General features: G+C 61.5%; 24 protein-coding genes. 12 read left to right on the top strand and 12 right to left on the bottom strand.

Features of this window, described 5'->3' with window-relative positions; all coding sequences use genetic code 11:
- Positions 1 to 17: 17 nt before the first annotated feature.
- The 6 genes from M2368_RS02950 to M2368_RS02925 all read right to left on the bottom strand — a co-directional run bounded on the left by M2368_RS02950 (position 18) and on the right by M2368_RS02925 (position 5,150).
- Positions 18 to 302 carry a metal-sulfur cluster assembly factor gene (locus M2368_RS02950; protein WP_105656642.1) on the bottom strand — a complete coding sequence of 95 codons (285 nt, stop codon included), beginning with the start codon at positions 300 to 302 and terminating at the stop codon, positions 18 to 20.
- Positions 303 to 449: 147 nt separating this feature from the next.
- On the bottom strand, positions 450 to 794 hold the full coding sequence (locus tag M2368_RS02945; protein ID WP_133834193.1) for a metal-sulfur cluster assembly factor: 345 nt from the start codon (positions 792 to 794) through the stop codon (positions 450 to 452).
- A gap of 10 nt (positions 795 to 804) precedes the next feature.
- The gene (gene sufC, locus M2368_RS02940) at positions 805 to 1,563 is read right to left on the bottom strand and encodes a Fe-S cluster assembly ATPase SufC (protein ID WP_105656644.1); all 759 of its coding nucleotides are present in this window, start codon (positions 1,561 to 1,563) and stop codon (positions 805 to 807) included.
- Positions 1,564 to 1,624: 61 nt separating this feature from the next.
- Positions 1,625 to 2,905 carry a Fe-S cluster assembly protein SufD gene (gene sufD / locus M2368_RS02935; protein WP_133834194.1) on the bottom strand — a complete coding sequence of 427 codons (1,281 nt, stop codon included), beginning with the start codon at positions 2,903 to 2,905 and terminating at the stop codon, positions 1,625 to 1,627.
- A gap of 2 nt (positions 2,906 to 2,907) precedes the next feature.
- Positions 2,908 to 4,368 (bottom strand): Fe-S cluster assembly protein SufB, encoded by a 1,461-nt coding sequence (gene sufB / locus M2368_RS02930; RefSeq protein WP_133834195.1) that lies wholly within the window; start codon positions 4,366 to 4,368, stop codon positions 2,908 to 2,910.
- The gene (locus M2368_RS02925; protein WP_105656647.1) at positions 4,365 to 5,150 is read right to left on the bottom strand and encodes a helix-turn-helix transcriptional regulator; all 786 of its coding nucleotides are present in this window, start codon (positions 5,148 to 5,150) and stop codon (positions 4,365 to 4,367) included. Before M2368_RS02925 ends, sufB begins: the two co-directional genes overlap by 4 nt.
- Before the next feature lie 190 nt (positions 5,151 to 5,340).
- Here M2368_RS02925 and M2368_RS02920 point away from each other — a divergent pair, with 190 nt between their 5' ends.
- Genes M2368_RS02920 through M2368_RS02910 form a run of 3 tightly spaced genes read left to right on the top strand, consistent with a single transcriptional unit; the run spans position 5,341 to position 8,026 of the window.
- Positions 5,341 to 6,294 (top strand): ABC transporter ATP-binding protein, encoded by a 954-nt coding sequence (locus M2368_RS02920; RefSeq protein WP_133834196.1) that lies wholly within the window; start codon positions 5,341 to 5,343, stop codon positions 6,292 to 6,294.
- Positions 6,291 to 7,055: an ABC transporter permease gene (locus M2368_RS02915; protein ID WP_105656649.1), complete on the top strand. Its 765-nt coding sequence runs from the start codon at positions 6,291 to 6,293 to the stop codon at positions 7,053 to 7,055. Before M2368_RS02920 ends, M2368_RS02915 begins: the two co-directional genes overlap by 4 nt.
- 32 nt (positions 7,056 to 7,087) lie before the next feature.
- Complete coding sequence (locus tag M2368_RS02910; RefSeq protein WP_105656845.1) at positions 7,088 to 8,026, top strand: COX15/CtaA family protein; 939 nt, start codon at positions 7,088 to 7,090, stop codon at positions 8,024 to 8,026.
- A gap of 61 nt (positions 8,027 to 8,087) precedes the next feature.
- On the opposite strand, the gene M2368_RS02905 is transcribed toward M2368_RS02910, so the two are convergent.
- The 3 genes from M2368_RS02905 to M2368_RS02895 all read right to left on the bottom strand — a co-directional run bounded on the left by M2368_RS02905 (position 8,088) and on the right by M2368_RS02895 (position 10,539).
- A complete protein-coding gene (locus tag M2368_RS02905; protein ID WP_332727184.1) occupies positions 8,088 to 9,044 on the bottom strand; it encodes a DUF1700 domain-containing protein in 957 nt (318 codons plus the stop codon).
- A complete protein-coding gene (locus M2368_RS02900) occupies positions 9,028 to 9,378 on the bottom strand; it encodes a PadR family transcriptional regulator (protein ID WP_105656651.1) in 351 nt (116 codons plus the stop codon). The genes M2368_RS02905 and M2368_RS02900 overlap by 17 nt, the downstream gene beginning before the upstream one ends.
- A 213-nt stretch (positions 9,379 to 9,591) precedes the next feature.
- Positions 9,592 to 10,539: a heme o synthase gene (locus tag M2368_RS02895; RefSeq protein WP_498724185.1), complete on the bottom strand. Its 948-nt coding sequence runs from the start codon at positions 10,537 to 10,539 to the stop codon at positions 9,592 to 9,594.
- Between the two features lie 808 nt (positions 10,540 to 11,347).
- Between M2368_RS02895 and tkt the strand changes: the two genes are divergently transcribed.
- The 9 genes from tkt (at position 11,348) to M2368_RS02850 (ending at position 22,707) form a co-directional block, all read left to right on the top strand.
- Complete coding sequence (gene tkt, locus M2368_RS02890) at positions 11,348 to 13,462, top strand: transketolase (RefSeq protein WP_332594700.1); 2,115 nt, start codon at positions 11,348 to 11,350, stop codon at positions 13,460 to 13,462.
- Between the two features lie 18 nt (positions 13,463 to 13,480).
- Positions 13,481 to 14,584, top strand: coding sequence for a transaldolase (gene tal / locus M2368_RS02885; protein ID WP_105656655.1), 1,104 nt, complete (start codon positions 13,481 to 13,483; stop codon positions 14,582 to 14,584).
- The gene (locus M2368_RS02880) at positions 14,585 to 16,159 is read left to right on the top strand and encodes a phosphoglucose isomerase-related protein (protein WP_133834202.1); all 1,575 of its coding nucleotides are present in this window, start codon (positions 14,585 to 14,587) and stop codon (positions 16,157 to 16,159) included. It begins immediately after the preceding gene.
- Between the two features lie 6 nt (positions 16,160 to 16,165).
- Positions 16,166 to 17,686: a glucose-6-phosphate dehydrogenase gene (gene zwf / locus M2368_RS02875; RefSeq protein WP_105656657.1), complete on the top strand. Its 1,521-nt coding sequence runs from the start codon at positions 16,166 to 16,168 to the stop codon at positions 17,684 to 17,686.
- On the top strand, positions 17,683 to 18,624 hold the full coding sequence (locus M2368_RS02870) for a glucose-6-phosphate dehydrogenase assembly protein OpcA (RefSeq protein WP_105656658.1): 942 nt from the start codon (positions 17,683 to 17,685) through the stop codon (positions 18,622 to 18,624). Before zwf ends, M2368_RS02870 begins: the two co-directional genes overlap by 4 nt.
- Complete coding sequence (gene pgl, locus M2368_RS02865) at positions 18,614 to 19,354, top strand: 6-phosphogluconolactonase (protein WP_133834203.1); 741 nt, start codon at positions 18,614 to 18,616, stop codon at positions 19,352 to 19,354. Before M2368_RS02870 ends, pgl begins: the two co-directional genes overlap by 11 nt.
- Before the next feature lie 91 nt (positions 19,355 to 19,445).
- Positions 19,446 to 20,429: an FAD-dependent oxidoreductase gene (locus M2368_RS02860; protein WP_498723989.1), complete on the top strand. Its 984-nt coding sequence runs from the start codon at positions 19,446 to 19,448 to the stop codon at positions 20,427 to 20,429.
- A gap of 228 nt (positions 20,430 to 20,657) precedes the next feature.
- Complete coding sequence (locus M2368_RS02855) at positions 20,658 to 22,019, top strand: TrkH family potassium uptake protein (protein ID WP_498723988.1); 1,362 nt, start codon at positions 20,658 to 20,660, stop codon at positions 22,017 to 22,019.
- On the top strand, positions 22,012 to 22,707 hold the full coding sequence (locus M2368_RS02850; protein ID WP_181148794.1) for a potassium channel family protein: 696 nt from the start codon (positions 22,012 to 22,014) through the stop codon (positions 22,705 to 22,707). The genes M2368_RS02855 and M2368_RS02850 overlap by 8 nt, the downstream gene beginning before the upstream one ends.
- Positions 22,708 to 22,773: 66 nt before the next feature.
- On the opposite strand, the gene secG is transcribed toward M2368_RS02850, so the two are convergent.
- From secG to M2368_RS02835, 3 genes are read right to left on the bottom strand one after another with little or no spacing between them, the layout of a single operon-like run.
- Positions 22,774 to 23,025 carry a preprotein translocase subunit SecG gene (gene secG / locus M2368_RS02845; RefSeq protein WP_105656662.1) on the bottom strand — a complete coding sequence of 84 codons (252 nt, stop codon included), beginning with the start codon at positions 23,023 to 23,025 and terminating at the stop codon, positions 22,774 to 22,776.
- A 22-nt stretch (positions 23,026 to 23,047) separates the two neighbouring features.
- Positions 23,048 to 23,863 (bottom strand): triose-phosphate isomerase, encoded by an 816-nt coding sequence (tpiA, locus tag M2368_RS02840; RefSeq protein WP_105656663.1) that lies wholly within the window; start codon positions 23,861 to 23,863, stop codon positions 23,048 to 23,050.
- A 2-nt stretch (positions 23,864 to 23,865) separates the two neighbouring features.
- Complete coding sequence (locus M2368_RS02835) at positions 23,866 to 25,095, bottom strand: phosphoglycerate kinase (protein ID WP_105656664.1); 1,230 nt, start codon at positions 25,093 to 25,095, stop codon at positions 23,866 to 23,868.
- Positions 25,096 to 25,104: the final 9 nt, after the last annotated feature.

Below are 25,104 nucleotides of genomic sequence, written 5' to 3'. Positions count from 1 at the left end.
GCCCTTGGGGCATTGGCCTAGATGTTGAACCCCAAGGCCTGCATCTGATTCCGGCCGTCGACAAGGTTCTTCAGCACTTCATCAATCTGCGCTTCGAGTAGATCGGTCAGCGGGCAGGCAGGCGTCGTCAACGTCAGGTCGATTTCCAGGACTGAATCGCCGTCGAAACACCGTCCGTAAAGCAGGCCCAGGCCAACAATGTTGACTCCCAGCTCGAGGTCATTCACGTCCTTGGGTGCTTCGTCGATTTCTGCGATCGGCCACGTTGCGCTCTCATGTGCACCATTTGCGGCTTCGGACATGCGCTGCTCCCCGATTCTGCCCCGGGTACCCCTTTCGCTTTCGGCTCTTCCACGAGATACCTGAAGGAATGCAGGCCCCTCGGGCGTTAACGAACAGAACCGCTCACCCCCGTAGGGAGCAAGCGGTTCTGCTTGAAACAGCCTAAATTAGATGTTGAAGCCCAGGGCTCGCATCTGATCGCGACCGTCATCGGTGATTCGTTCTGGGCCCCAAGGCGGCATCCAGACCCAGTTCAAACGGTGGTCGTCCACAACGCTCTCCAGCGCCTGGCCGACCTGCTCTTCGATAATATCGGTGAGCGGGCAAGCGGCGGTTGTCAGCGTGAGGTCCAGCAAGAGTACGCCGTCATCCGCGTACTTCAGGCCGTACAGCAAACCCAGGTCGACAATATTGACACCCAGTTCAGGGTCAATGACGTCCTTGAGCGCTTCCTCAACGTCTTCCAGAGGAGTCGTAGCGGCTCCCGTGCTCTGTTCGGTCGATTCGCTCATGATTGTAACCTTAGGCCTTGACGTTCAGGTAACGGTCGTAGCCTTCTTCTTCCAGACGGTCAGCCAGTTCCGGGCCGCCCTGTTCTGCAACTCGGCCATCCACGAACACGTGCACGAATTCTGGCTTGATGTAGCGCAGGATGCGGGTGTAGTGGGTGATGAGCAGGGTGCCCATTTCGTTCTCGTCCTGTGCGCGGTTAACGCCCTCGGAGACAACCTTCAGAGCGTCGACGTCCAGGCCGGAGTCGGTCTCGTCCAGAACTGCGAACTTGGGCTTGAACAGTTCCAGCTGCAGGATCTCGACGCGCTTCTTCTCGCCACCGGAGAAGCCTTCGTTGACGTTACGGCCAGCGAAGTCGGCATCGATCTTCAGCTTGCTCATAGCTTCCTTGACGTCCTTGGTCCAAGTACGAAGCTTTGGAGCTTCGCCGTCGATGGCGGTCTTGGCGGTACGCAGGAAGTTGGTCATGGTTACGCCTGGTACCTCTACCGGGTACTGCATAGCCAGGAACAGGCCAGCCTTGGCGCGCTCGTCGACGCTCATCTCCAGGACATCTTCACCATCGAGGGTGATGGAGCCGGAGGTGACGTTGTAGCGCGGGTGGCCAGCGATGGTCGAAGCCAAGGTCGACTTGCCCGAGCCGTTAGGGCCCATGATTGCGTGGGTTTCGCCGGTCTTGATGGTCAGGGTTACACCCTTGAGAATTTCCTTCTCGCCCTGCTCGGTGTCAATCGAGACGTGCAGGTCCTTGATTTCCAGAGTAGACATACGTCGTTCCGTTTCTTTCTAAAAAGCGCTAAGGCTAAAAAGCTGGTGAAGCGAGCACTACCTAGTTCTCGGTAGCAGCCAATTCTTCTTCGATGGTGTCGGTCAGTCGCTCCTGCAGAGCCTCATCGCCGATCTGCTGAACGATTTCGTTCAGGAATCCGCGAACTACCAAGCGGCGTGCGGTCTTTTCATCGATGCCGCGAGCCATCAGGTAGAAGAGGTGCTCATCGTCGAAGCGGCCGGTGGTCGATGCGTGGCCAGCACCATCGATCAGACCGGTTTCGATTTCAAGGTTCGGAACCGAATCAGCGCGGGCGCCATCGGTCAGAACCAGGTTGCGGTTGGCTTCGTAGGAGTCGGTACCAACAGCAGCCTTCTGGATCAGCACATCGCCAACCCACACGGTGTGTGCGTCCTTGCCCTGCAGCGCACCCTTGTACAGCACGTTCGACTTGCAGTTGGCCACAGCGTGGTCAACGAACAAGCGGTGCTCCAGGTGCTGGCCGGCATCTGCGAAGTACAAGCCGTAGAGCTCGATCTCAGCGCGTTCGCCGGTGAAGCGAGCCGACGGGTTCACGCGAACCAGGTCGCCACCGAAGGAAACAACAATGTGCTTGAACGAAGCGCCAGCAGCTACCAGCGCCTGCTGCGAGGAAGCGTGAACGGCGTCATCTTCCCAAGCCTGCAGGGAGATCACGGTCAAGCGGGCGTTGGCCTGGACGTCGAACTCGACGTTCTGTGCCAGCACTGCCGAACCGACGTGGTCCAGCACAACAGTAGCCTCGGAATTTTCCTCGGCAACAACGATGAGGTGCTGAGCCGCCGCTGCCAGCGACTCGCCGGTGATGCGCAGGGTTGCGTTGGCACCTTCGGCGTTCTTCGGGATCGTCACAACGTGGGTCTCGGAAGCGAACTTCCAAGCGTTGGCCGACACGCGGTCATCCGGGGTATGCGCAACACCGTTCAGCGCGTCGCCAGCCGGAACAACCGACAGCTTGGCGATTCCGTTGCCGGCGAGCTCTATCTTGGGAGCCGCGCCGGTGAGGTCATCGCTGTGCAGGCCCTTCAGGCGCTTGAGCGGGGTGAAGCGCCAGTCCTCTTCACGACCGGTCAGCTTGGCGAAGTCATCTACATTGGTGCTGGTCAGTCGACCGGCACGCGATGAATCGGGAACTCCAACTCCGCCGCCGTGGCTGTGCGCCTTGGTGGAGGCACCGGCCAGCGGCGAGCTGTCGTTGTCGTTGATCGGCGAAAGGTCTTCGCCCTCTTCGGTGAAACCAGGAATCGATGGTGCGCCGATGCGCGCCTTCTCTGCTGGGATATGGGTGGTGGTCTCCGACATTCTTAGCCGACCGATCCTTCCATCTGAAGTTCAATAAGGCGGTTCAGTTCCAGCGCGTACTCCATAGGCAGCTCGCGTGCGATTGGCTCAACGAAGCCGCGCACGATCATTGCCATGGCCTCGTCCTCGGCCATGCCGCGGGACATCAGGTAGAACAGCTGCTCTTCGGAAACGCGCGAGACGGTCGCCTCGTGGCCCATGGTTACGTCGTCCTCGCGGACGTCGATGTACGGGTAGGTATCCGAACGCGAGATCTGGTCGACCAGCAACGCGTCGCAGACCACCGAGTTCTTGGTGCCCTTGGCGCCTTCCTGGACCTGGACCAGGCCGCGGTAAGCCGAGCGGCCACCGTTACGAGCCACCGACTTGGCCACAATGGCCGAAGAGGTGTTCGGAGCGATGTGGACCATCTTGGATCCGGTGTCCTGGTGCTGGCCCTCGCCGGCGAAGGCGATGGACAGGGTCTCACCCTTGGCGCGTTCGCCAACGAGGTAAACGGCTGGGTACTTCATGGTGACCTTCGAGCCGATGTTGCCATCGACCCATTCCATGGTGGCGCCTTCTTCGCAGACGGCACGCTTGGTCACCAGGTTGTAGACGTTGTTCGACCAGTTCTGGATCGTGGTGTAGCGAACGCGGGCGTCCTTCTTCACGATGATTTCCACAACGGCAGAGTGCAGCGAATCCGACTGGTAGATCGGTGCGGTGCAACCCTCGATGTAGTGAACGTAGGAGCCCTCATCAGCGATGATCAGGGTGCGTTCGAACTGGCCCATGTTTTCCGTGTTGATGCGGAAGTAAGCCTGCAGCGGGATCTCCACATGTACGCCCTTCGGGACGTACACGAACGAGCCGCCGGACCACACGGCAGTGTTCAGCGAAGCGAACTTGTTGTCGCCCGCTGGAATGACCGAGCCGAAGTACTCCTGGAAGATCTCCGGGTGCTCCTTCAGTCCAGTGTCGGTGTCAAGGAAGATGACGCCCTGGGCTTCAAGGTCTTCACGCAGCTGGTGGTAGACAACCTCGGACTCGTACTGGGCGGCAACGCCGGACACCAGACGCTGCTTTTCAGCCTCTGGAATACCCAACTTGTCGTAGGTGTTCTTGATGTCTTCTGGAAGTTCTTCCCAGGAGGTCGCCTGCTTCTCGGTGGAACGCACGAAGTACTTGATGTTGTCGAAATCAATACCCGAGAGGTCTGGACCCCAGGTAGGCATTGGCTTGCGATCGAAGTACTTCAGCGCCTTCTGGCGACGCTCCAGCATCCATTCTGGCTCGGACTTCAGGGCGGAAATATTCGCCACTACGTCCTTGTCGACGCCACGGCGCGCATTTGCACCCGCGTCGTTCTTGTCTGACCAGCCGTATTCGTAATTGCCGATTCCGTGGAGTTCGGGGTTCTTCTCCAGAATTTCGGAAATTACACCCGGGTCGGCAGACTCCTGTGCAATCTGATCCGTCATCGCGGCCTCTCCTGCTTCGTGAACTGAATTCGAGTTCTTTTCTCAGCGCGCATTGGCGCCTTTTCACGCCCCACAGGGATGTGGGTCGTGCACACGTGTCCTCCACCGGCCAAGGTCGACAGTCGTCGGACGTCGACGCCTAGCAAGCGGGCGAACATTTCCGTTTCCATGTCGCAAAACACTGGAAACTCTCGTGCCAAGTCTTGTATCGGGCAGTGTCCCTGGCATAGCTGCACGCTATGCATCAGGGCAGTTGCCACTTTGGTATCCACTTTTCGGGTGTATCCCACGAATCCATCTGCACTGAGCAAATTGCCCAGCACCTCGGCTCGTGCTTCCAGCCCTTCAACGCCGACCAGCGCCTTGGCGTATCGATCTTCCATTGATGCGAAGCGGTTACGCGCAAACTTGCGAATCGCGTCCTCTCCGGCCGCATCGCCGAGCATCTTCAATGCGTCGGAAGCAATCTCCAGGTAATCGTTGCCCAACTTCGTCTGCCCGCGGTGCGAAAGCACGTAGCGACGCGACGGACGTCCAGCACCGGTTTTCTGGTTGGCTACCAGTTTCACCTCTACGAGTCCCGATTTTGAGAGCGCGTCGAGGTGACGGCGGACCGCAGCAGGCGTGAAGCCCAGCTTGCTTCCAAGCTCGGCAGCACTGACCGGCCCGTCCTCGAGTACTGCGTACAGGACGCGGTCGCGCGTACGCTCCTCGGTATCCCCAACTGCGCCAACTGTCGCGGCAGTGGAGCCACTAGCTGATTCTGAATTTGATGAATACACAACACAATCATGCGTAAATTTTTGCTCTAGGTCTAGTAAGGAAGGACTTACTAAGGACATGCTTGCCCGACTAGTGCGTTACTTGAATCGAACCTCTGACACTCCCATTGTCCCGCCCACCTCAACGGAACTCGAGGGTTGGTGACAAAACACTCAGCTCAGCCAGTTCGACATGTCGTAGAATGTTTCAGTGTCTTCTGTAACTCCCAGCCTTGTCATCAACGAGCTGGCTAAAGATTTAGGTCCAGTCCCCGCCTTGGACAATCGCATGTTGCGAGTCCTGGAGTCGGTGTCCCTAAAAGCTTATCCGGGTCAGGTCACCACGCTTTTAGGAGCTAACGGAGCCGGCAAATCCACGACCCTCGCTTGTGCCCAGGGGCTGCTTCAGCCCGAAGGCGGAACCGTCGAACTCCTGGGCCAGAACCCCTTCGGCGACAATCCCGAATTGCGTTCCCGCGTCGGAGTCATGCTCCAAGACGGAGGGTTGCCACCCTCAATGCGACCGGTTCCGCTCTTGAGGCACGTCGCTTCCCTCTATCAGAAGCCCATTGATATTGATGCGTTGATCACACGGTTGGATCTCGAATCATTTGGCACCCGCACGATCCGCCGTCTCTCTGGTGGCCAGAAGCAGCGCGTCGCCTTGGCCCTGGCGCTGGCCGGAGATCCGGAAGTGCTCTTCCTCGATGAACCAAGTGCTGGGCTGGATCCGCAGTCCCGCCAGGTAGTCTTCGACCTCATTGCCGAACTTCGCGATGCAGGAAAGGCCATCATCCTCACCACCCACCTCATGGATGACGCGCAACGCCTCAGCGACTACGTCTACATCATCGACAAGGGCTGCACCGTGGCGCAAGGCACCGTGGCCGAGCTGACGGCCCGCGCTGCCGAAGACCAGGACACCCGCCCGGTGTCCTTCTCCGCCCCAGCAGGGCTGCGCCTACCTGAACCACCGGCAGGATTGCACCTGGAGGAGACCGGAGCCGGCCAATACCGGCTCGACGGGGTCAACTCCCCCGAACACTTGAACTGGCTAACCCATTGGTGGCTCCAGGAGGGCATTTTGCCAACCGAGCTCAACTTGCAGTCACGAAGCCTCGAAGACGTTTTCCTTGAAATCGCACAGAAGGAGGGAAGGGCATGAGCCAAACACAGGCACGCTCCAATGCTGTCTCGCCACTGCGCCGAATCCTGAACCAGGGTAAATACGAATCCATCCAGATGCTCAGCAATGGCGAACAGCTCATTCTCGCTGTTGTCATGCCGCTCATTGCGCTCTTCGTGCTCACCCTGACCGATCTGGTCAAGGATGTCGCAGACCGCAGCATTGATGCCGCCGTTCCTGGCGTCTTGGCCTTGTGCGTCATTTCGACGGCTTTCACCGGGCAGGGAATTGGCACCGGATTTGACCGCCGCTATGGCGTGCTGACCATGTTCTCCACTACGCCGCTGGGGAAAACCGGACTGATTTTCGGCAAGGTCATTGCCGTGCTGTCGGTCCTGCTGATCCAGGTCGTCTTAATCTGCTCTGTCTCCTTGTTGTTCCTGGACTGGCATCCGAACCCTTGGGGCATTGCTCCGGCTATACTCTTCCTGCTCTTGGGCGCAGCCGCGTTTACCGCGCTAGGCCTGCTGATTGCCGGCACCGTCCGCCCTGAAGCGACGTTGGCGATCACCAACCTTGCCTGGATCCTGCTGGCCGGTGCCGGCGGTGTCCTCTACCCCTTGAGCATGGCCCCTGATTGGGCCCAGCCAACCCTGAATGCGCTGCCATCGGCAGCGCTGGGCGATGCCATGCGCGATGCCCTGATCCACGGCCAGTTCAGCATTGCTGGCCTTATCTTCTTGATCCTTTGGTCAGCAGTTGGCTCCTTTGCAGCCATCAAGCTGTTCAAATGGAGCTGACCACCACCCAAATTCCGAAAAGGGAGATTTCAATGTCTTCAGCCCAAGCCACCCAGAGCTGGGCCGATAAACTGCCCACGAAGGTCACTCGCCTCGTGCATGGTCTCGCGATCGCATCCCTGATCTCGCAGATTGGCATTATCGTCACCGGTGGAGCCGTACGCTTGACGAATTCGGGCCTCGGCTGCTCCCACTGGCCCAATTGCGTTCCCGGTTCGATGACCCCTGTCCCGGAAATGGGCATCCATGGAATCATCGAGTTCGGCAACCGCCTGCTGACCTTTGTCCTGCTGGTCATCGCTGTCGCGTTCCTGATCTCCATCTGGAAGATGCGCCCTACCCACCGCACCCTGTTCAAGTTGTCCATCGGCTTGCTCGCCGGCATCGCGTTGCAGGCACTCATCGGAGCCATCACCGTGTGGACCGGACTGAACGCTTGGGTCGTTTCGGTGCACTTCCTGATTTCCGGCGCACTGGTCATCATGGCAACATTCCAGGTGAACCGCACCGCCAAGGAACTGAAGAACCGCAAGTTCGATCAGAGCAGCAAGTCGATCCGCCAGCTCTCCTTCGCCGCATGGATCTTCTCCCTGCTCGCAGTGGCATTCGGAACTATCGTGACCGGCACCGGACCGCATGCAGGCGATGCCGATGCCCCGCGCCACTTGTTCGATCCACTGCTGGTAACCCGCATGCATACTGCTCCGGTGTACTTGCTCGTTGCCGCAACCATCGTGGTGCTGATTCTGGCCTACAAGCAGGGCGGAAACATCCAGCTTCGCATCGCCATCTGGTGGCTTGTCGCGGCAATTGCGGTCCAGGCAGCAATTGGCTACATCCAGCATTTCAATGGGCTGCCAGTCGCCCTGGTACTCTCCCACATGCTCGGCGCGAGCTTGCTGCTTGCCGCCTCCGCAAACGTCTGGGATCGGGCTGCCATCCTTCCGGAATACCAGCGCAACGATTCCTAGAATCCTGAGTAAATGACTGGGGGTTGCCCTGCACTCGATGTGCAAGGCAACCCCCAGTTGCTTAACGCTGTCCCCCGGCCGTTCCACGGCGCGTGAACCACATCAAACCATAAAGTCCAAAGAAGAAATAGACTGTTCCGGCTAGCCAGAATGCCGCAAGCAGCAGGCCTTGATCCACGGTGGAAACCGCAAGAAGGGCGGCGCCGTTAGCGCAGGTAGCCCATAGAGCAATCCGGGAATTGGACAAGAACCCGATGCCGCAGGCCAAGCCCAGGGCAAGGTATGCGTATACGGCGACGTTCGGCTCGATACTCGTGAACGATGCGGCTCCCAGGAGCACGACTGGCAATAGCAGAGCAGTGCCACCAATGATGCGGATCAACTTTGAACGCGGTTCTCGATTCACCGATTTGGACGAACGCCCATTGATTCCGACTAGCATCCATGCTGCGACCATTGACGGGATATAGAAGATTCCACTGCTGGTAATTAATCCGGCAACGAGCGCTGTCATGCACAAGGCCGCCGCGTAGCCGTAGATTCGTGCCGTTTTTCCCTTCATGACCGCGGTGGCCGCTACGCCAAGTCCGAATATTGCGAAGATCAGCAATTGCAATGCGCCTTGCTCATATATCGAGTCGTAGCTACTGCCCTCACCTTCTGGCACAGAAGCGCCAAAAATCAGGTCACCCAGGGTATCTGCCAGAGTCGTATCGATGATGGAGACAAGGACACCGAGGACCAGTGCCACCGCACCGAGCACCAAGCTATTCCTGCGTAGGATGGCCCGCTCCTGCGGAGCCGCGTACTCGGCCATCAGAGGGGCTGCAACAGTTTCAGGACTGCCTAGCGCGGCGAGGATTTGGTCATCATCCCTGCCTAGGGCTCGGCCATCCTCGATATGCTGCGCCACATCCTCCAGAAGCTCTAAGCCCATATCCCTTGGAGCACCGCGCAGGAGCTTCCCCAATTCCCGCAAATACGCTTCCGCACTGTACTGCTCAGCTGTCGATGCCATGTTGCTCTCCAAGTAGATCGGTGACTTGCATTGAAATTGCTTCCCATACCCCGCGGAACTCGCCAACCATCAGATGCCCGTGCTCGGTAATGGTGTAGTACTTCCGTTTGCGTCCCGACGCGCCTTCTTCCCAGTAGGTTTCTACCAGCCCAGTGGCTTTCATGCGCGCCAGCAACGGATACAGGCTCCCCTCGCCGGCGGTAAGCTTCCGCGCGGTGAGCTCTTCTGCCAGCTCCAACCCGTATTTATCTCCGCTGGCTAACGAAGCCAGCACACAGTACTCAAGGACGCCCTTGCGTATATTCGTGGCGATTTTCTCGCGTTGATCGGACATGCGATAACCATACCTTGCGTAGCAAGACTTGCATAGCAAGATCTAGTCTTATTTCCCTCGATGAGAGTAATTTCTGCCTAAACGCATAGTGCGCATGCATTGGCCGATGCGAAGGGCAACTACGCTCGAACGCAGAAAAGCGCCCTTCCTGGAATCCATTTTCATTTGGATTCCAGGAAGGGCGCTAACCGACGCTCAGCTGCGGCGTTGAACCTAGCCGAACAGCGGGCTACCCACGAACGGGTCAATGGCCAAGGCCAGGAATACGATCGACAAGTAGGTAATGGAGATATGGAAGACCTTCATGGCCTTGCGGTTGATCTCAGCCGGCTTATGGTCGCTCTGCGCTTCGCGGTAGAGCACGTGCGATTCGCAGACGAACCAGATGCCCGCGCCACCAGCGATTGCGGTGTAAACGATTCCTGCGCTACCCAGTGGGACCAGCAGCATCGAGCAAACGACAGTGGCCCAAGCGTAGAGCACAACCTGTACCGAAACGCGGCGAGCGTTGGCGATCGCGCCCAGCATAGGCACTGAAGCCGCGTTGTAGTCATCCGCATACTTCATGGACAGCGGCCAGTAATGCGGCGGGGTCCAGAGGAAGATCACCAGGAACAGGATGATCGCTGGCCATTCAATTGTGTTGGTCACTGCGGCCCAAGCGATCAGCACAGGCATGCAGCCGGCGATGCCACCCCAGACAATGTTCTGAGCGGTACGGCGCTTGAGGATCAAAGTGTAGAACACGACGTAGAGGAGGATTGCAGCCAGGCCCAAGGCGGTCGTCAGCGGATTGGTGCCAACCCAGAGAACCACCAGGGAGGCTATGGCCAATACCCAAGAGAAGACCAGTGCTTCCCTCGGGGTGAGGTCCCCAGTGACTAAAGGGCGCCCCTTGGTACGCTTCATCAACTTATCCATATCGCGATCGATATAGCAGTTGAATGCACCAGAAGCACCTGCGGCCATAGCTCCACCAACAAGGGTGGAGATCATGAGCCAGACGGAGGGGAAACCCCGTTCGGCAAAGATCATGGTCGGAAGGGTGCTCACTAGCAGCAACTCGATTACGCGAGGCTTCGTCAACGCCACGTAGGCATTGGCCTTGCGCTTCAGAAAATCGCCGGCATTTTCATCAGGCTGACGCGATGCGCGGGGCACTGATGCTGCGGCGACACTTTGAGTCTTCAATTAAACGCACTCAGTTCTTCACGGGTACAAGACAGACACTGTCATTCTACGCTGGATAGAAATTGATTGAAACTCCCCAGGAGAGGATCACAGTTGAAAAATGGTGATTTGGCTCAATTCAAGACGCTACAATCGCCTGCCCGGCGGCTAGCCATGCACCTTTGCGGCTTCACGCTCCCATCGGATTCTGCTCCTCGAACCGATCTTCCGCAGGCAGCCCCCGCCCCAACCAGCGTTTCCCGCGTACCGTTGCAGCACGCCAAAGTCGACAAGCCGGGAGCCTTCGATGGAATAACCCCGCGCGGCGGGAGAACTCATCCAGTTCCAAATGCCCAACAGCATTTCGGCAGATTGCGCGCGGTCCCCCGGACCCTGCTCCCAAATGAACAAAGATGGCAACTGATGGCCGCTAGTGGAACAAATCTTGTTCTTTGTAGCGTTGGCTGGTTGCCGTGCACCGGCTGGCAGAAGTGCCCGGCCACCCATATCCCCCGGCTGCCACCTGCGCACGAATGCGCAGAATGCCTGAGCAATTCGCTCACGCCATGGCATGAATAGCCGTATCAAGTCCACCTTCTGCGCAAACCGAATAATTCTGTGTCATCTTGCTAAATCCAACGCCCCAATACGCCTTTTCGCGATAGAGTTGACTCAGATTGCGCCGTCGCGACCTGCATCCCTCTGAATAAAGCACAGCCGGAGGAAGCAGGAGGCGACGGCGTATTGCGTGTCAGCGGGAGATATCTCCCGTCCAAGCCTGAATGGAAGGAACGCCGCTGTGGCGACTGAATCCTTAGTTGAAGAATTCTCACTGACCGAGTTGGACCGTAAGGCCATCGACACCACCCGTGTCCTGGCAGCCGACGCCGTCGAAAAGGTTGGCAATGGCCACCCCGGTACCGCAATGAGCTTGGCTCCGGCCGCCTACTTGATTTTCCAGAAGCACCTGCGCCACGATCCGAAGGATCCGAACTGGATCGGCCGCGACCGTTTCGTGCTTTCCCCGGGCCACACCTCGCTGACCCTGTACCTGCAGCTGTTCCTCTCGGGCTACGGTCTGGAGATGGAAGACATCGAAGCGCTGCGCACCTGGGGCGCCAAGACCCCGGGCCACCCGGAGTTCGGCCACACCGCCGGCGTTGAGATCACCACCGGTCCGCTGGGCCAGGGCCTGGCTTCCGCCGTTGGTTTCGCCTACTCCCAGCGCCGCATGCGCGGCCTGCTGGATCCAGCTGCCGAGGCAGGGACCAGCCCGTTCGACCACACTGTCTACGTCATCGCTTCCGATGGCGACCTGCAGGAAGGCGTCACCTCCGAGGCCTCCTCGCTGGCCGGCCACCAGGAACTGGGCAACCTCGTTGTGATCTACGATGACAACAAGATCTCCATCGAGAACGACACCGACATCGCCTTCACCGAAGACGTGCTGGGCCGCTACGAGTCCTACGGCTGGCACACCCAGCGCGTGGACTGGACCGTCACCGGAGAATACGTCGAGGACATGGCCGCACTCGATGCTGCTGTGCGCGCCGCGAAGGCCGAGACCTCCCGCCCATCGATCATCAGCCTGCGCACCATCATCGGATGGCCATCGCCGACCAAGCAGAACACCGGCGGCATCCACGGCTCGAAGCTGGGTACCGAGGAAGTTTCCGGCCTGAAGACGATCCTGGGCTTCGACCCCGAGAAGAACTTCCAGATCGAGGACGATGTACTGGCTCACGCCCGCGAGGTCGTAACCCGCGGTGCGCAGCTGCACGCCTCGTGGAACGAGACCTTCGAGGCCTGGAAGTCAGCCAATCCGGAAGAAGCCGCCCTGCTTGAGCGCCTGCAGGCTGGCGAATTGCCAGAGGGCTGGACCGAGAAGATCCCGGCCTTCGAGCCAGGCTCCACCATGGCTACCCGCGCCGCGTCGGGCAAGGTCATCAACGCGATCGCCGATGAATTGCCAGAACTCTGGGGCGGCTCTGCCGACCTCGCCGGTTCGAACAACACCACCATCGAGACCGCGAAGTCCTTCGCTCCCGAGCGCCGCTCCACCGATTCCTGGTCCGCCAGCCCGTACGGCCGCGTGCTGCACTTCGGCATCCGCGAGCACGCCGCCGCCTCGATCGTGAACGGCATCGTGCTCTCCAGCCCGACCCGTGCATTCTCCGGAACCTTCCTGATCTTCTCGGACTACCAGCGTCCGGCGATCCGCTTGGCCGCGCTGATGGGTGTCCCCTCGATCTTCGTGTGGACCCACGACTCCATCGGCCTGGGCGAAGACGGCCCGACCCACCAGCCAGTGGAGCAGCTCGCTTCGCTGCGCATCATCCCCAACTTCGACGTCGTCCGCCCAGCGGATGCCAACGAAGTCGCCTACGCATGGCGCGGCATCCTCGAGCTGACCGACACCCCGTCGGGCATCGTCCTCTCCCGCCAGAACCTGCCAATCTACGACCGCGCGGCCACCGGCTTCCGCGGCGCCGAAGGCACGCTGAAGGGCGGCTACATCCTCGCCGAGGCTGTGCGCGATGGCGCGGAGACCACTCCGGATGTCATCTTGCTGGCCACCGGCTCCGAGGTCGAGCTGGCTATCGAAGCCCGCGAAGCCCTGGCTGCCAAGAACGTCGCGGCCCGCGTCGTTTCGCTGCCGTCGCTGGAATGGTTCGCCAAGCAGGACGCGGCCTACCGCGAAGAGGTCCTGCCGGCAGCCATCACCGCCCGCGTTTCGGTTGAAGCCGGCGTGGCCCAGGGCTGGCGCGAGCTGGTCGGCGCGCACGGCGAAATCATTTCGCTGGATCACTTCGGCGCTTCCGCCGATTACAAGAAGCTGTACTCCGAGTTCGGCATCACCACCGAGGCTGTTGTAGCCGCTGCCGAAACCTCCATGCAGAACGCTGCCAAGTAAGGAACCGAAGTAAAGATTATGAGCAACCCGAATACCCAGGCCCTGTCCGATGCCGGCGTCTCCATCTGGCTGGACGACCTTTCGCGTGAACGGCTGACCAGCGGCTCGCTGGCCAAGCTAATCGAAGAGAAGAACGTGGTCGGCGTGACAACCAACCCGGCAATCTTCGCGGCATCGCTGTCCAAGGCAGAGGTGTACGGCGAGGCCATCGCCGAGCAGAAGCACCGCTCGGTGGAAGACGCGATCACCGAAATCACCAGCGACGACGTGGCAGCTGCCTGCGACCTGTTCAAGGGCGTCTACGAGTCCTCCCAGGGCTTCGACGGCCGCGTGTCCATCGAGGTCGATCCCCGCCTGGCTCACGAGACCGCACCAACCATCGCCCAGGCCAAGGCCCTGTACGAACGCGTGAACCGCGAGAACGTGCTGATCAAGATCCCGGCAACCGTCGAGGGCCTGGAAGCCATCACCGAAACCATTGCCGCCGGCATTTCGGTGAACGTCACCCTGATCTTCTCGCTGGAACGCTACCGCGAGGTCATCAACGCCTACCTGCTGGGCCTGGAGAAGGCCCACGCTGCCGGCGTGGACCTGTCCAAGATCCACTCGGTCGCTTCCTTCTTCGTTTCCCGCGTGGATTCGGAAATCGACAAGCGCCTGGACGCCATCGGCACCGATGCCGCGGCCGCCGTGCGCGGCCAGGCCGGCGTGGCCAATGCCCGCCTGGCTTACCAGGTCTTCGAAGAGTCCTTCGCTTCGGCACGCTACGAGGTGCTGGCAGCTGCCGGCGCCAACGTCCAGCGTCCGCTGTGGGCTTCGACCGGCGTGAAGGATCCTGCCTACCCATCGACCCTGTACGTGACCGAACTGGTCGCGCCGCAGACCGTGAACACCATGCCGGAGAAGACCCTGGACGCCACCGCGGCTGAAGCCGAGGTGCGCGGCAACGCGATCGCCGGCGGCTACGATGCGGCCAACCGCGTGCTGGACAAGCTCGCTGCACTGGGCATCGACTACAACGAGGTCGTGGACCTGCTCGAGGTCGAAGGCGTTCAGAAGTTCGACGTCGCATGGAACGAGCTGCTTGAGGACATGGCTGTGGCATTGAAGGGAGCCAAGTAGATGGAGCTTGGTCTGGTAACCTCCGGCGAGGCCCTGGCCTCCGTCGATGCGTTGCTCCCGAAGCTGATCGAAGCGAAGATCGGCAGCCGCATCGCCGCCCAGGACCCGACCATTTGGGGTCCTGAGGCAGAAGCTGAATCGGCCATCCGCCTCGGTTGGGTCAACCCCTTCGAGGCAGCTGGCAAACTGATCCCGCAGATCCTGGATCTGCGCGATGAGCTGCAAGAAGAGGGCCTGACCCGCATCGTGCTGTGCGGCATGGGCGGCTCCTCGCTGGCTCCTGAGGTCATCACCGCCCATGACGAGGTGGAACTGGTCATCTGCGACACCACCGATCCGTCGATGGTCAAGCAGATCGTGGAAACCGACCTGCAGCGCACCGTCGTGGTGGTTGCTTCCAAGTCGGGTTCCACCGTGGAAACCGATTCGCAGCGCCGTGCGTTCACCGCAGCTTTCCAGGCTGCCGGCATCGATCCGGCGACCCGCTTGGTGCTGGTCACCGATCCGGGCTCGCCCATGGATAATCCTGATGGCGTGCGCGCGGTATTCACTGCGGATCCGAATGTCGGCGGGCGCTACTCGGCGCTGACCGCTTTCGGCCTGGTCCCTTCGGGCCTGGCCGGCGCGGACATCGAAGCCCTGGTTGAAGAATCCGGGCTGATCAACGATGTGCTGGCCCTGGACGACGAGGACAACCTCGCGCTGCACCTGGGTGCCGCCATGGCTACCGCGGGCCGCGACAAGCTGCTGATTGCCTGTGTGGGCGATGCCCTGCCGGGCTTCGGCGACTGGGCCGAGCAGCTGATCGCCGAGTCCACCGGCAAGGAAGGCAAGGGCGTGCTGCCTGTTGCCGCGCATGTGGATGCACCGGAGCTGGCGAACCCGGCTCAGGACGTGCTGCCGCTGTTCGTCTACGACGCGCTGCCTGAGGATTTCGACGAGGACGCCACCGCCGTGCACTTCAGTGCACCGCTGGGCACCGCCTTCATGATCTTCGAGTACGCCACCGCCGTGGCCGGCTACCTGCTGGGCATCAGCCCCTTCGACCAGCCTGATGTCGAGGCCGCGAAGATCGCCGCCCGTTCCATGCTCGATGCTCCGGCGCAGAGCGCACCGGATGCAGTGGACGGACCAGTTGAGCTCTACGGCACCGGGGCCAAGACCTTGGAGGCGGCTGTGGAGCAGCTCGCCGCGCAGCTTCCGGCAGACGGCTACCTTGCCATCCAGGCATACCTGAACCGCAATGCGGACCAGGAGCTTGCCGCGCTGCGCGATCTGCTCGCCAAGAAGACCGGCCGTCCAGTCACCTTCGGCTGGGGTCCGCGCTTCTTGCACTCCACCGGCCAGTACCACAAGGGCGGCCCGGCACAGGGCGTGTTCTTGCAGGTCACCGCGGATCACAAGGAAGACCTTGGGATCCCGGAGCGTCCGTACACCTTCGGCGGCCTGATCACCGCCCAGGCGATCGGCGATGGCGCAGTACTGGCTGACGCCGAACATAACCGCCCAGTGCTGCGCGTGAACCTCACGGACCGCGCCGCCGGAATCGCTGCCCTGCTAGAGGCAGCGAAGTAAGGCACTATGAGCAACCCACTACGCGACGCCCGCGACCGGCGGCTTAACCGCATTGCCGGTCCGGGCGCGCTGGTGTTCTTCGGAATCACCGGCGACCTTGCCCGCAAGAAACTCATGCCAGCGGTCTACGACCTGGCTAACCGCGGACTGCTTCCCCCGAATTTTGCGATTGTCGGCTTCGGCCGCCGCGACTGGACGGCGCAGGACTTCGCCGACCAGGCCCGCGAATGGATCCTCGCCAGCGCCCGCACCCCCTTCAACGAAACCGTGTTCGCCCAGCTGGCCGCCGGCATGCGCTTCATCTCCGGCGCCTTCGACGATGATGGCGCCTACGAGAAGCTGGCCGCGACCCTGGACGAACTGGCCGAATCCCGGTCCACCGGGCGCAACCACGCCTTCTACCTCTCGATCCCGCCGAGCTGGTTCGAGGTTGTCTGCCAGAAGCTCTCCGAGCACAAGCTGGCCAAGGACAAGAACCCGGGCTGGGAACGCGTGGTCATCGAGAAGCCCTTCGGCCACGACCTGCAAAGCGCCCGCGAACTGAACGAGATCGTGGAGTCCGTGTTCCCGCCGGACGCGGTGTTCCGCATCGACCACTATCTGGGCAAGGAAACCGTGCAGAACCTGCTGGCTTTGCGTTTCGGCAACCAGATGTTCGAGCCGCTGTGGAACAACAAGTACGTGGACCACGTGCAGATCACCATGGCCGAGGACATCGGCATTGGCGGCCGCGCCAGCTACTACGACGGTGTGGGCGCGGCCCGCGATGTCATCCAGAACCACCTGCTCCAGCTGCTGGCGCTGACCGCCATGGAGGAACCCATTTCCTTCGACGCGGACCACCTGCGCAGCGAAAAGGAGAAGGTGCTCACCGCCGTCCAGCTGCCCGAGGACCTGGGCGCGGCCAGTGCCCGAGGCCAGTACACCTCTGGCTGGCAGGGCGCCGAGGAGGTCGTCGGCTTCCTCGACGAGGAGGGCTTCAACCCGAAGTCCAAAACCGAGACCTACGCGGCGGTGCGCCTGAACATCAATACCCGCCGCTGGTCCGGGGTGCCGTTCTACCTGCGTGCCGGCAAGCGCCTGGGCCGCCGCGTCACCGAAATCGCGGTGGTCTTCAAGAAGGCGCCGAACCTGCTGTTCACCGACCACAAGGACGACGAATTCGGCCAGAACGCGTTCGTGATCCGCGTGCAGCCCGATGAAGGCGCGACCATCCGCTTCTCCTCCAAGGTGCCCGGCACCCAGATGGAGATCCGCGATGTGACCATGGACTTCGGCTACGGCAACGCCTTCACCGAATCCTCGCCCGAGGCCTACGAGCGGCTGATCCTCGATGTGCTGCTCGGTGAGCCGCCGCTGTTCCCGCGCCATGAGGAAGTCGAGCAGTCCTGGCGCATCCTGGATCCTTTCGAGGAGTTCTGGGCCTCGCAGCCCACCCAGCCCGATCCCTACGCTCCGGGCTCCTGGGGACCCGAAAGCAGCGATGAGCTGATGGCCAAGGATGGAAGGACCTGGAGACGACCATGATGATCGATCTTCCCAACACCACCACCTCCAAGGTGGCCAAGAAGCTGATCTCCTCGCGCCGCACCCACGGCGTGGTAGCGCTCTCCCGCGTGATGACCCTGGTGGTCATCACCCGCGAGGGGTTCGCCGAGAACGCGATCGAGGCGGCCAACTTGGCCAGCCGCGAGCACCCCTGCCGGATCATCGTGGTGGTCCGCGGCAACAAGTCCGAGGCCAACCGACTGGACGTGCAAATCCGCGTGGGCGGGGACGCCGGCGCCTCCGAGGTGATCGTGATGCGCACCTACGGCCCGGATGTCGTGGCCGACGAGGCGCTGATCTCCGCACTGCTGCTGCCCGATGCGCCGATCGTGGCCTGGTGGCCGCATGGCGTGCCGCAGGATCCGGCCGGCACCGCGCTGGGCAAGCTGGCGCACCGCCGCATCACCGATTCGGCGGAAACCGAAGACCCCACCGCCGCGCTGTTCAGCCGCATCGAGACCTACCAGGCCGGCGACACCGACCTCGCCTGGACGCGGCTGACCCTGTGGCGTGCCCAGCTGGCGAGCATCATCGACCTGATCGGCACCGAGGGGCTCTCGGGCATCACCGTGAAGGGCTCGGATAATTCCCCGTCCACCACCTTGCTGGCCGCCTGGCTGACCCTGTGCCTGGACGTCCCGGTGACCATCGCCGCGGACAAGTCCAATGGCGGGCTCTCCAGCGTCCGGCTGGCACGCGAAGCCGGCGACGTGGAGCTTTCGCGCCCTTCCGGCGCGGTAGCCCACCTTTACCTGCCCGGATCGGCCCCGCAACGCATCTCCCTGCCACGGCGTTCGGTGGCCGAATGCCTGGCCGAAGAGATGCGCCGCCTGGACGCCGATGACGTCTTCGGCGAGGTCATCACCAAGGGCCTGAACCTGACCAACCTGAGGAGCATCAGATCCAGTGATCGCTAGGCAAATACTGATCCATGAGAACCCGGAAGCTACCGCCCACGCCATTGCGGCCCGGCTGATCACCTCGATCGCCGATGCACTGGCCGCCCGCGGAGTTGCCCACGTGGTGGTGACCGGCGGTTCGCTGGGCATCGCCGCCCTGGAAGCCGTCGCGGCCAACCCCGCCAAGGCCTCGGTCAACTGGTCGCAGGTGCACTTCTGGTGGGGCGACGAGCGCTTTGTCGCCACCGATTCAGCAGATCGCAACGTGCTGCAGGCCGCAGCCCTGTTCGACGCGCTGGATGAATTGGGCCTGGACCGCGCCACCGTGCACGCCATGGGCGCCAGCGACAAGTACGAGTCCGCCGAGCAGGCCGCCGCGGCCTACGCCGAGGAACTGGCCGGGGAAGCCGAAGACAGCGCCTTGAACCCCGCGTTCGATGTGCTGATGCTGGGCATGGGCCCGGACTCGCATGTCGCCTCGCTCTTCCCGAACCACACCCGGTCCGATGAGCCAGGAGTCATCGCGGTCCACGACTCCCCCAAGCCGCCTGCGCACCGCGTCACGCTCACCATGGGCACCATCAACACCGCCAAGGAGGTCTGGCTGATCGTGGCCGGTGCCGACAAGGCGCCGGCGCTGGCCAAGGCCCAGCACGAGGTCAACGAGACTGCTGTCCCGGCCTCTGCCGTGCACGGCACCCAAGCGACCCGCTGGATCATCGACCGCGCCGCGGCCACCTTGCTCTAGCCTGCACCGCATCGCCGGTGCCGCGATCCTGCACTCCAGGATCACGGCACCGGCCTTTGCTTTCCCCTCGCCACCTGCCCGAAAGGTTCCCATGCATTCCGCCCCGCTGCCCGATGCCGCGCAGCCATCCCGCAAGGTCACGGTGATCGGCGCCGGCGTCATCGGGCTCTCCACCGCCCATGAGCTGGCTGCCGCCGGCCACCAGGTCACCGTCATCGCCGACCAGCTGCCGCTGCAGACCGTCTCCGCGGTGGCCGCAGCCATCTGGTTCCCGTACCACTCGGAGAACTCCGCAGCCGCCGATCTGCTGCTCGCCCGTTCGCTGGCACGCTTCGAGGAGCTCTCCGGCATCAAGGAAACCGGCATCGACCTGCGCCGCGGCCTGAATCTGGAAGCGTCCCCGGAGGAAGACCGCTCTTGGGCACAGATCGTCGCCAACGCCGCCGAAGCCCCAGCAGAAGACATCCCGCGCATTGCCGCCGCCGGCATGCGTGCCACCGTCCCGGTGATCACTATGCCTCTCTACCTCTCCTGGCTGCATGAACAAGCCTTGGCCAAGGGCGTCAAGTTCATCCAGCGCACCATCGGATCCATCGACGAGGTGCAGGAAGAGGCCGACGCCGTCGTATTGGCCACGGGCCTGCGTGGCGGCGAACTCACCGGGGATGACGGCACTGTCTACCCCATCCGAGGCCAGGTGATCCGCCTGGCAAACACCGCAGGGTTGGTCCACTGGCTCTGCTATGACGAGCATCCCCAGGGCGTTACCTACATCATTCCGCGCCGCGATGACATCATTGTTGGCGGTACCGACGTGGCCAACGACTTCAACGCCGAGGTCGACCCGCAGACCGCCACCGACATGCTGCGCCGTGCCATCGTCCTGGTCCCCCAGCTGGCCGGCTGCGAGATCCTGGAGCACAAGGTGGGGCTGCGCCCGGCACGCGAGACGATCCGCCTGGAGCGCGTCGACGGGCACGCTGTGCCTGTCATTGCGGCCTACGGCCACGGCGGGGCTGGGGTCACCCTTTCCTGGGGTACCGCACAGCGGGTCGTGGAATTGCTCGAAACCTAGCAGCACCAGCGTCCAACCGGCAGCCACGCTTTTCCGCGAGGCTGCCGGTCTGCTTTAACCGGCGGCGGGACTGTGGCAGAACGGACCAGGCGCTCCCGCAGGTCCGCTATCAACTACGGGCCAGGTGACGGGAATCACCATTGACACCGGCTTTTCCGAGCGTATTATTTCATTCGTACTACTCGTCCCACGGTTTCGCGAGACGTTATTTCGACCATTGCGATCTCCATGAATCTTCCCAATGCGCGGTCCGCCGCGCAGCACAGCGTGCTGGCCAAACCCGCACGCGCAGTAGCCGTCGCCTTTGCCGGCGCAATCCTCATTGGCGGATTGCTCCTGTCTTCACCGGCGGCCAACATGCAAGGCACCTTCACATCCTTGGTGGACGGGATCTTCACCGCGACGTCAGCGGTGTGCGTCACTGGCCTGACTGTCTTGGATACGGCAACCCACTACACCCTCTTCGGCAAGATCGTCATCCTGGTCCTGATCCAGGTCGGCGGCCTGGGCCTGATGCTCGTCGCATCGTTGCTGAGCATGCTGGTCATGGGCCGCATCGGCTACCTCACCCGGCTCTCCACGCAGCGCGAAAGCTCCGCCGTTTCGGGCGCCGACGTGCGCACCTCGGCATTGATGATCATCAAGCTGTCACTGGCCATCGAATCCGCAGTGGCCCTCGTCTTGGCCCTCCGCTTCTGGCTGGCCTACGACTACGAACCCGCCAGGGCGATCTGGCATGGCCTGTTCCATGCGGTCTCTTCCTTCAATAACGCGGGATTCGCCCTCTACTCGAATAACCTGATGGATTTCGTCGCGGACCCGTGGCTATGCATCCCCATCAGCATCGCCATCATCCTCGGCGGCTTGGGCTTCCCGGTTCTGGTCCAGCTCAGGCATCACTGGCGGAATTCGCTGAAGTGGACGATGAACACTCGCCTGGTCCTGCTCATGACCGCATTGCTGCTGCTTGGCGGCACCATCTTCATCACCGCCATGGAATGGTCCAATCCGAAGACGCTGGGCGAGCTTGAACCTGCCCAGCGGATCCTGGCTGGATTCTTCCAATCGGTGCAGACACGTACCGCTGGCTTCAATTCCATCGATATCGGCGCGATGCATCCAGCCTCCTGGCTGGGCATGGATGTGCTGATGTTCATCGGCGGAGGGCCTGCCGGCACCGCCGGCGGCATTAAGATCACCACGGCTGCGATCCTGCTGTTCATCATCATGACCGAACTTCGCGGCGAGACCGCCGTCAATGTCCTAGGCAAGCGCCTGTCCCGCTCGGTGCACCGGCAGGCCATCACGGTGGCGCTGATGGGCGTAGCGGCGGTATTCGTCGGCACCATGGGCCTGCTGCTGCTGACCGGCTATTCCCTGGACCGCTGCCTCTTTGAAGCCACCTCCGCATTCGGCACCGTCGGGCTGTCCACCGGCATTACCCCGGATTTGCCGGACCCTGCCAAGGGCATCCTCATTGCATTGATGTACCTGGGCCGCGTCGGGGTCCTCTCGCTGGGCTCCGCGCTGGCCCTGCGCGATCGAAAAGCGCTCTACGAACTCCCCAAGGAAAGGCCTTCAATTGGCTAAGCTACTGAATTTTCGAAATGACGCCAAGGGCCTGTCTAAGGCGGACTCCGTTGCAGTGATCGGGCTCGGGCGATTTGGCGAATCCCTGGCCCTGGAACTGATGAAGTCCGGTACCCATGTCCTGGGCATTGACGTGCACGAGAACATCGTCCAGTCCCTGAATGGGGAATTGACTCAGGTGGTTCGCGCCGACGCCTCAAGCCGGGAAATCCTTGAACAGCTCTCGATCCACGAGTTCGACCGCGTGGTGGTTGCCGTAGGCAGCCACCTGCAGTCATCCATCCTGTGCTGCTCGCTCTTGGTCAGCATGGGGATCCCGCAGATCTGGGCCAAGGCGCAGGACGATCGGCACGGTCTGATCCTGGAGCAGCTCGGAATCCACCACATCGTCTACCCGGAGAAGGATATGGGCAAGCGAGTCGCCCACCTGGTGCGCGGATCCATGATGGACTACCTGGAAGTCGATCCAGGCTATGCCATGGTGAAAATGAGCGCACCAGCCACATTGCACGGTGTGAAACTCAGTGATGCCGGGGTACGCAATAAATACCGGGTGACCATCGCTGCCACGACCAATGCGGCCGGCGAATGGAAGAACACGGACGGAAACACCGTCCTGCAGACCGGAGACAAGATCCTCGTGCTGGGATCGATTGCCGATACCGAGAAGTTCGGGCAACTGGCCTGAGACGCGCAATAGGCGCCTTCCACATGATGTGGAAGGCGCCTATTGACTGCTACGGAAGGGTACTGCCTAGGCTTCGATGCTGAATCGCAGGACCAGAGCGAGGCCGATAATCACGGCACCCCAGATCAGACCAAGAATAATGGTGATGCGGTTCAGGTTGCGCTCGGCTACACCCGAAGATCCCATTGAGCTGGTCATGCCGCCGCCGAACATGTCGGACATACCGCCACCACGGCCCTTGTGCAAAAGGATCAGCAGGGTCAGCAGGACGCTCGTAATGCCCAGCAATACCTGCAAAATGATCTTGATAATATCCAAGTCGACGGTTCCTTAGTTAGATTCAGTCGGTGACGAGATGATGCTCGAACCTGACAATATTAGCAAATTCCTCGGCATCCAGGCTGGCACCGCCAACCAACACGCCATCAACATCGCGTTCGCGCATGATCGATGCGGCATTTGCTGCCTTAACACTACCGCCATAGAGCAGTTGAGTCTTCTCGGCAATCTCTGCACCGAAGCGTTCAGCCAGCGCACCGCGAATTGCGGCGCACATTTCCTGCGCGTCAGCTGGTCCGGCAACTTCGCCCGTACCGATGGCCCAGACTGGTTCGTAGGCGATGACCAGGCTTGCGGCCTGCTCAGCGGTTACGCCTTCCAGCGACTGAGCCAACTGGTCCAGGGTGAATGCCACATGCTCGCCGGCCTTGCGTACTTCCAGGCCTTCGCCGACGCAGAGCATCGGGGTCAGGTCGTGGCGGTAGGCAGCAGCCAGCTTGGCGGCAATCACCTGGTTGGTTTCATTGTGGTACTCGCGACGCTCGGAGTGGCCTACCAAAACGTAGGTGCAGCCGAGCTTCTTGAGGAACTGGCCCGAAATTTCACCAGTGTACGCACCTGAGTCCTGTGCGGACAGATCCTGGGCACCGTAAACGATATCCAGTTTGTCACCTAGGGTCAGTGTCTGCACGCCGCGGATGTCGGTGAAGGGAGGGAACACTGCGACCTCGGCACGATCGTAATCGTGCTCATGGTCCTTCAGGGTCCACGCCAGCTTCTGCACCAGGGTGATGCCCTGGACGTGGTCCATGTTCATCTTCCAGTTGCCGGCAATCAGCGGCTGGCGCACAAAGGCGCCGTTCTGCGAAATGGTCATTATTAGCCTTCCAATGCGGCAACACCCGGCAGGGTCTTGCCTTCGAGGTACTCCAGCGAAGCGCCGCCACCGGTGGAGATATGGCCGAAGTCATCCTCCGAGAAGCCCAGTGCGCGCACGGCTGCAGCGGAATCGCCGCCGCCTACGACGCTGAACGCTTCCGAGTCCGCCAGAGCCTGCGCGACGGTACGGGTACCTTCGGCGAAAGCAGGGATCTCGAAGACGCCCATCGGGCCATTCCAGAACACGGTATTTGCGCTGGTGATGTAGCTTGCGAACAGTTCAGCGGACTTTGGTCCGATGTCCAGGCCAAGGCCGTTGGAGCCGAAGCTGGCTTCTTCGATCTTGTCTGCGGCCAGCACCTCGTGCTCTGCGTCGGCACCGAACTTGCTTGCCACTACGACGTCGCTAGGCACGATGATGTCGCAGCCGAGCTTCTCGGCCCGCTGCAGGTATTCCTGGCAGGTCGCGATCTGGTCTTCTTCAAGCAGCGAGCTGCCAATGGCGAAGCCCTGCGCCTTGAGGAAAGTGAAGGCCATGCCGCCACCGATGAGCAGCTGATCGGCCTTGCCCAGTAGGTTGTCGATGACAGCGAGCTTGTCCGATACCTTGGACCCTCCGAGCACCACAACGTATGGGCGCTTCGGGGCCTCGGTCAGGGTCTTGAGGACCTTGACCTCGGTAGCAACCAGGTCGCCCTGGTAGCTAGGGAGCAGACTGGCGATGTCGTAGACCGAAGCGTGCTTCCGGTGCACAGCACCGAAAGCGTCGTTCACGTAAGCGCCGTTCTGACCGGTCAGCGCAGCCAATTCCTTGGCGAACTCTTCGCGCTGCGCATCATCCTTGGAGGTTTCGCGAGCATCGAAGCGGACGTTCTCCAGAACCAGCACGGAGCCCTCTTCGAGGTTTGCCGCCAACTGGCGAGCGGAGTCGCCCACAACGTCTTCGGCAACAGCTACGTCGAAGTCAGCCAGTTCGTCCAGGCGGTTAGCCGCAGGAGCGATGGAGTACTTGGCATCGACCTGGCCCTTGGGGCGTCCCAAGTGGGCCATTACGATGACCTTTGCGCCAGCTTCAGCCAGCTTGCCGATGACTGGCAGCGACGCGCGGACGCGGCCATCATCGGTCACAGTTGCACCGTCGAGCGGTACGTTCAGGTCACTGCGGACCAGAACGTACCGTCCGCGGACGCCGTTGTCAGCGATCAATTCGTCAATGGTGTGAGAAGACATGTCTCTAGG

Origin of the sequence: Arthrobacter sp. JUb119, from assembly GCF_024807995.1 — a bacterium.
Classification (GTDB): Bacteria; Actinomycetota; Actinomycetes; order Actinomycetales; family Micrococcaceae; genus Glutamicibacter.
This window is presented reverse-complemented; position numbering and strand designations above follow the sequence as displayed.

Bases quoted from the DNA above. Each gene is read 5' to 3' on its own strand.
- M2368_RS02950 (WP_105656642.1), bottom strand. From the start codon at position 302: ATGTCCGAAGCCGCAAATGGTGCACATGAGAGCGCAACGTGGCCGATC.
- M2368_RS02945 (WP_133834193.1), bottom strand. From the start codon at position 794: ATGAGCGAATCGACCGAACAGAGCACGGGAGCCGCTACGACTCCTCTG.
- sufC (WP_105656644.1), bottom strand. From the start codon at position 1,563: ATGTCTACTCTGGAAATCAAGGACCTGCACGTCTCGATTGACACCGAG.
- sufD (WP_133834194.1), bottom strand. From the start codon at position 2,905: ATGTCGGAGACCACCACCCATATCCCAGCAGAGAAGGCGCGCATCGGC.
- sufB (WP_133834195.1), bottom strand. From the start codon at position 4,368: ATGACGGATCAGATTGCACAGGAGTCTGCCGACCCGGGTGTAATTTCC.
- M2368_RS02915 (WP_105656649.1), top strand. From the start codon at position 6,291: ATGAGCCAAACACAGGCACGCTCCAATGCTGTCTCGCCACTGCGCCGA.
- M2368_RS02910 (WP_105656845.1), top strand. From the start codon at position 7,088: ATGTCTTCAGCCCAAGCCACCCAGAGCTGGGCCGATAAACTGCCCACG.
- M2368_RS02905 (WP_332727184.1), bottom strand. From the start codon at position 9,044: ATGGCATCGACAGCTGAGCAGTACAGTGCGGAAGCGTATTTGCGGGAA.
- M2368_RS02900 (WP_105656651.1), bottom strand. From the start codon at position 9,378: ATGTCCGATCAACGCGAGAAAATCGCCACGAATATACGCAAGGGCGTC.
- tal (WP_105656655.1), top strand. From the start codon at position 13,481: ATGAGCAACCCGAATACCCAGGCCCTGTCCGATGCCGGCGTCTCCATC.
- M2368_RS02880 (WP_133834202.1), top strand. From the start codon at position 14,585: ATGGAGCTTGGTCTGGTAACCTCCGGCGAGGCCCTGGCCTCCGTCGAT.
- zwf (WP_105656657.1), top strand. From the start codon at position 16,166: ATGAGCAACCCACTACGCGACGCCCGCGACCGGCGGCTTAACCGCATT.
- M2368_RS02870 (WP_105656658.1), top strand. From the start codon at position 17,683: ATGATGATCGATCTTCCCAACACCACCACCTCCAAGGTGGCCAAGAAG.
- M2368_RS02860 (WP_498723989.1), top strand. From the start codon at position 19,446: ATGCATTCCGCCCCGCTGCCCGATGCCGCGCAGCCATCCCGCAAGGTC.
- M2368_RS02855 (WP_498723988.1), top strand. From the start codon at position 20,658: ATGAATCTTCCCAATGCGCGGTCCGCCGCGCAGCACAGCGTGCTGGCC.
- tpiA (WP_105656663.1), bottom strand. From the start codon at position 23,863: ATGACCATTTCGCAGAACGGCGCCTTTGTGCGCCAGCCGCTGATTGCC.
- M2368_RS02835 (WP_105656664.1), bottom strand. From the start codon at position 25,095: ATGTCTTCTCACACCATTGACGAATTGATCGCTGACAACGGCGTCCGC.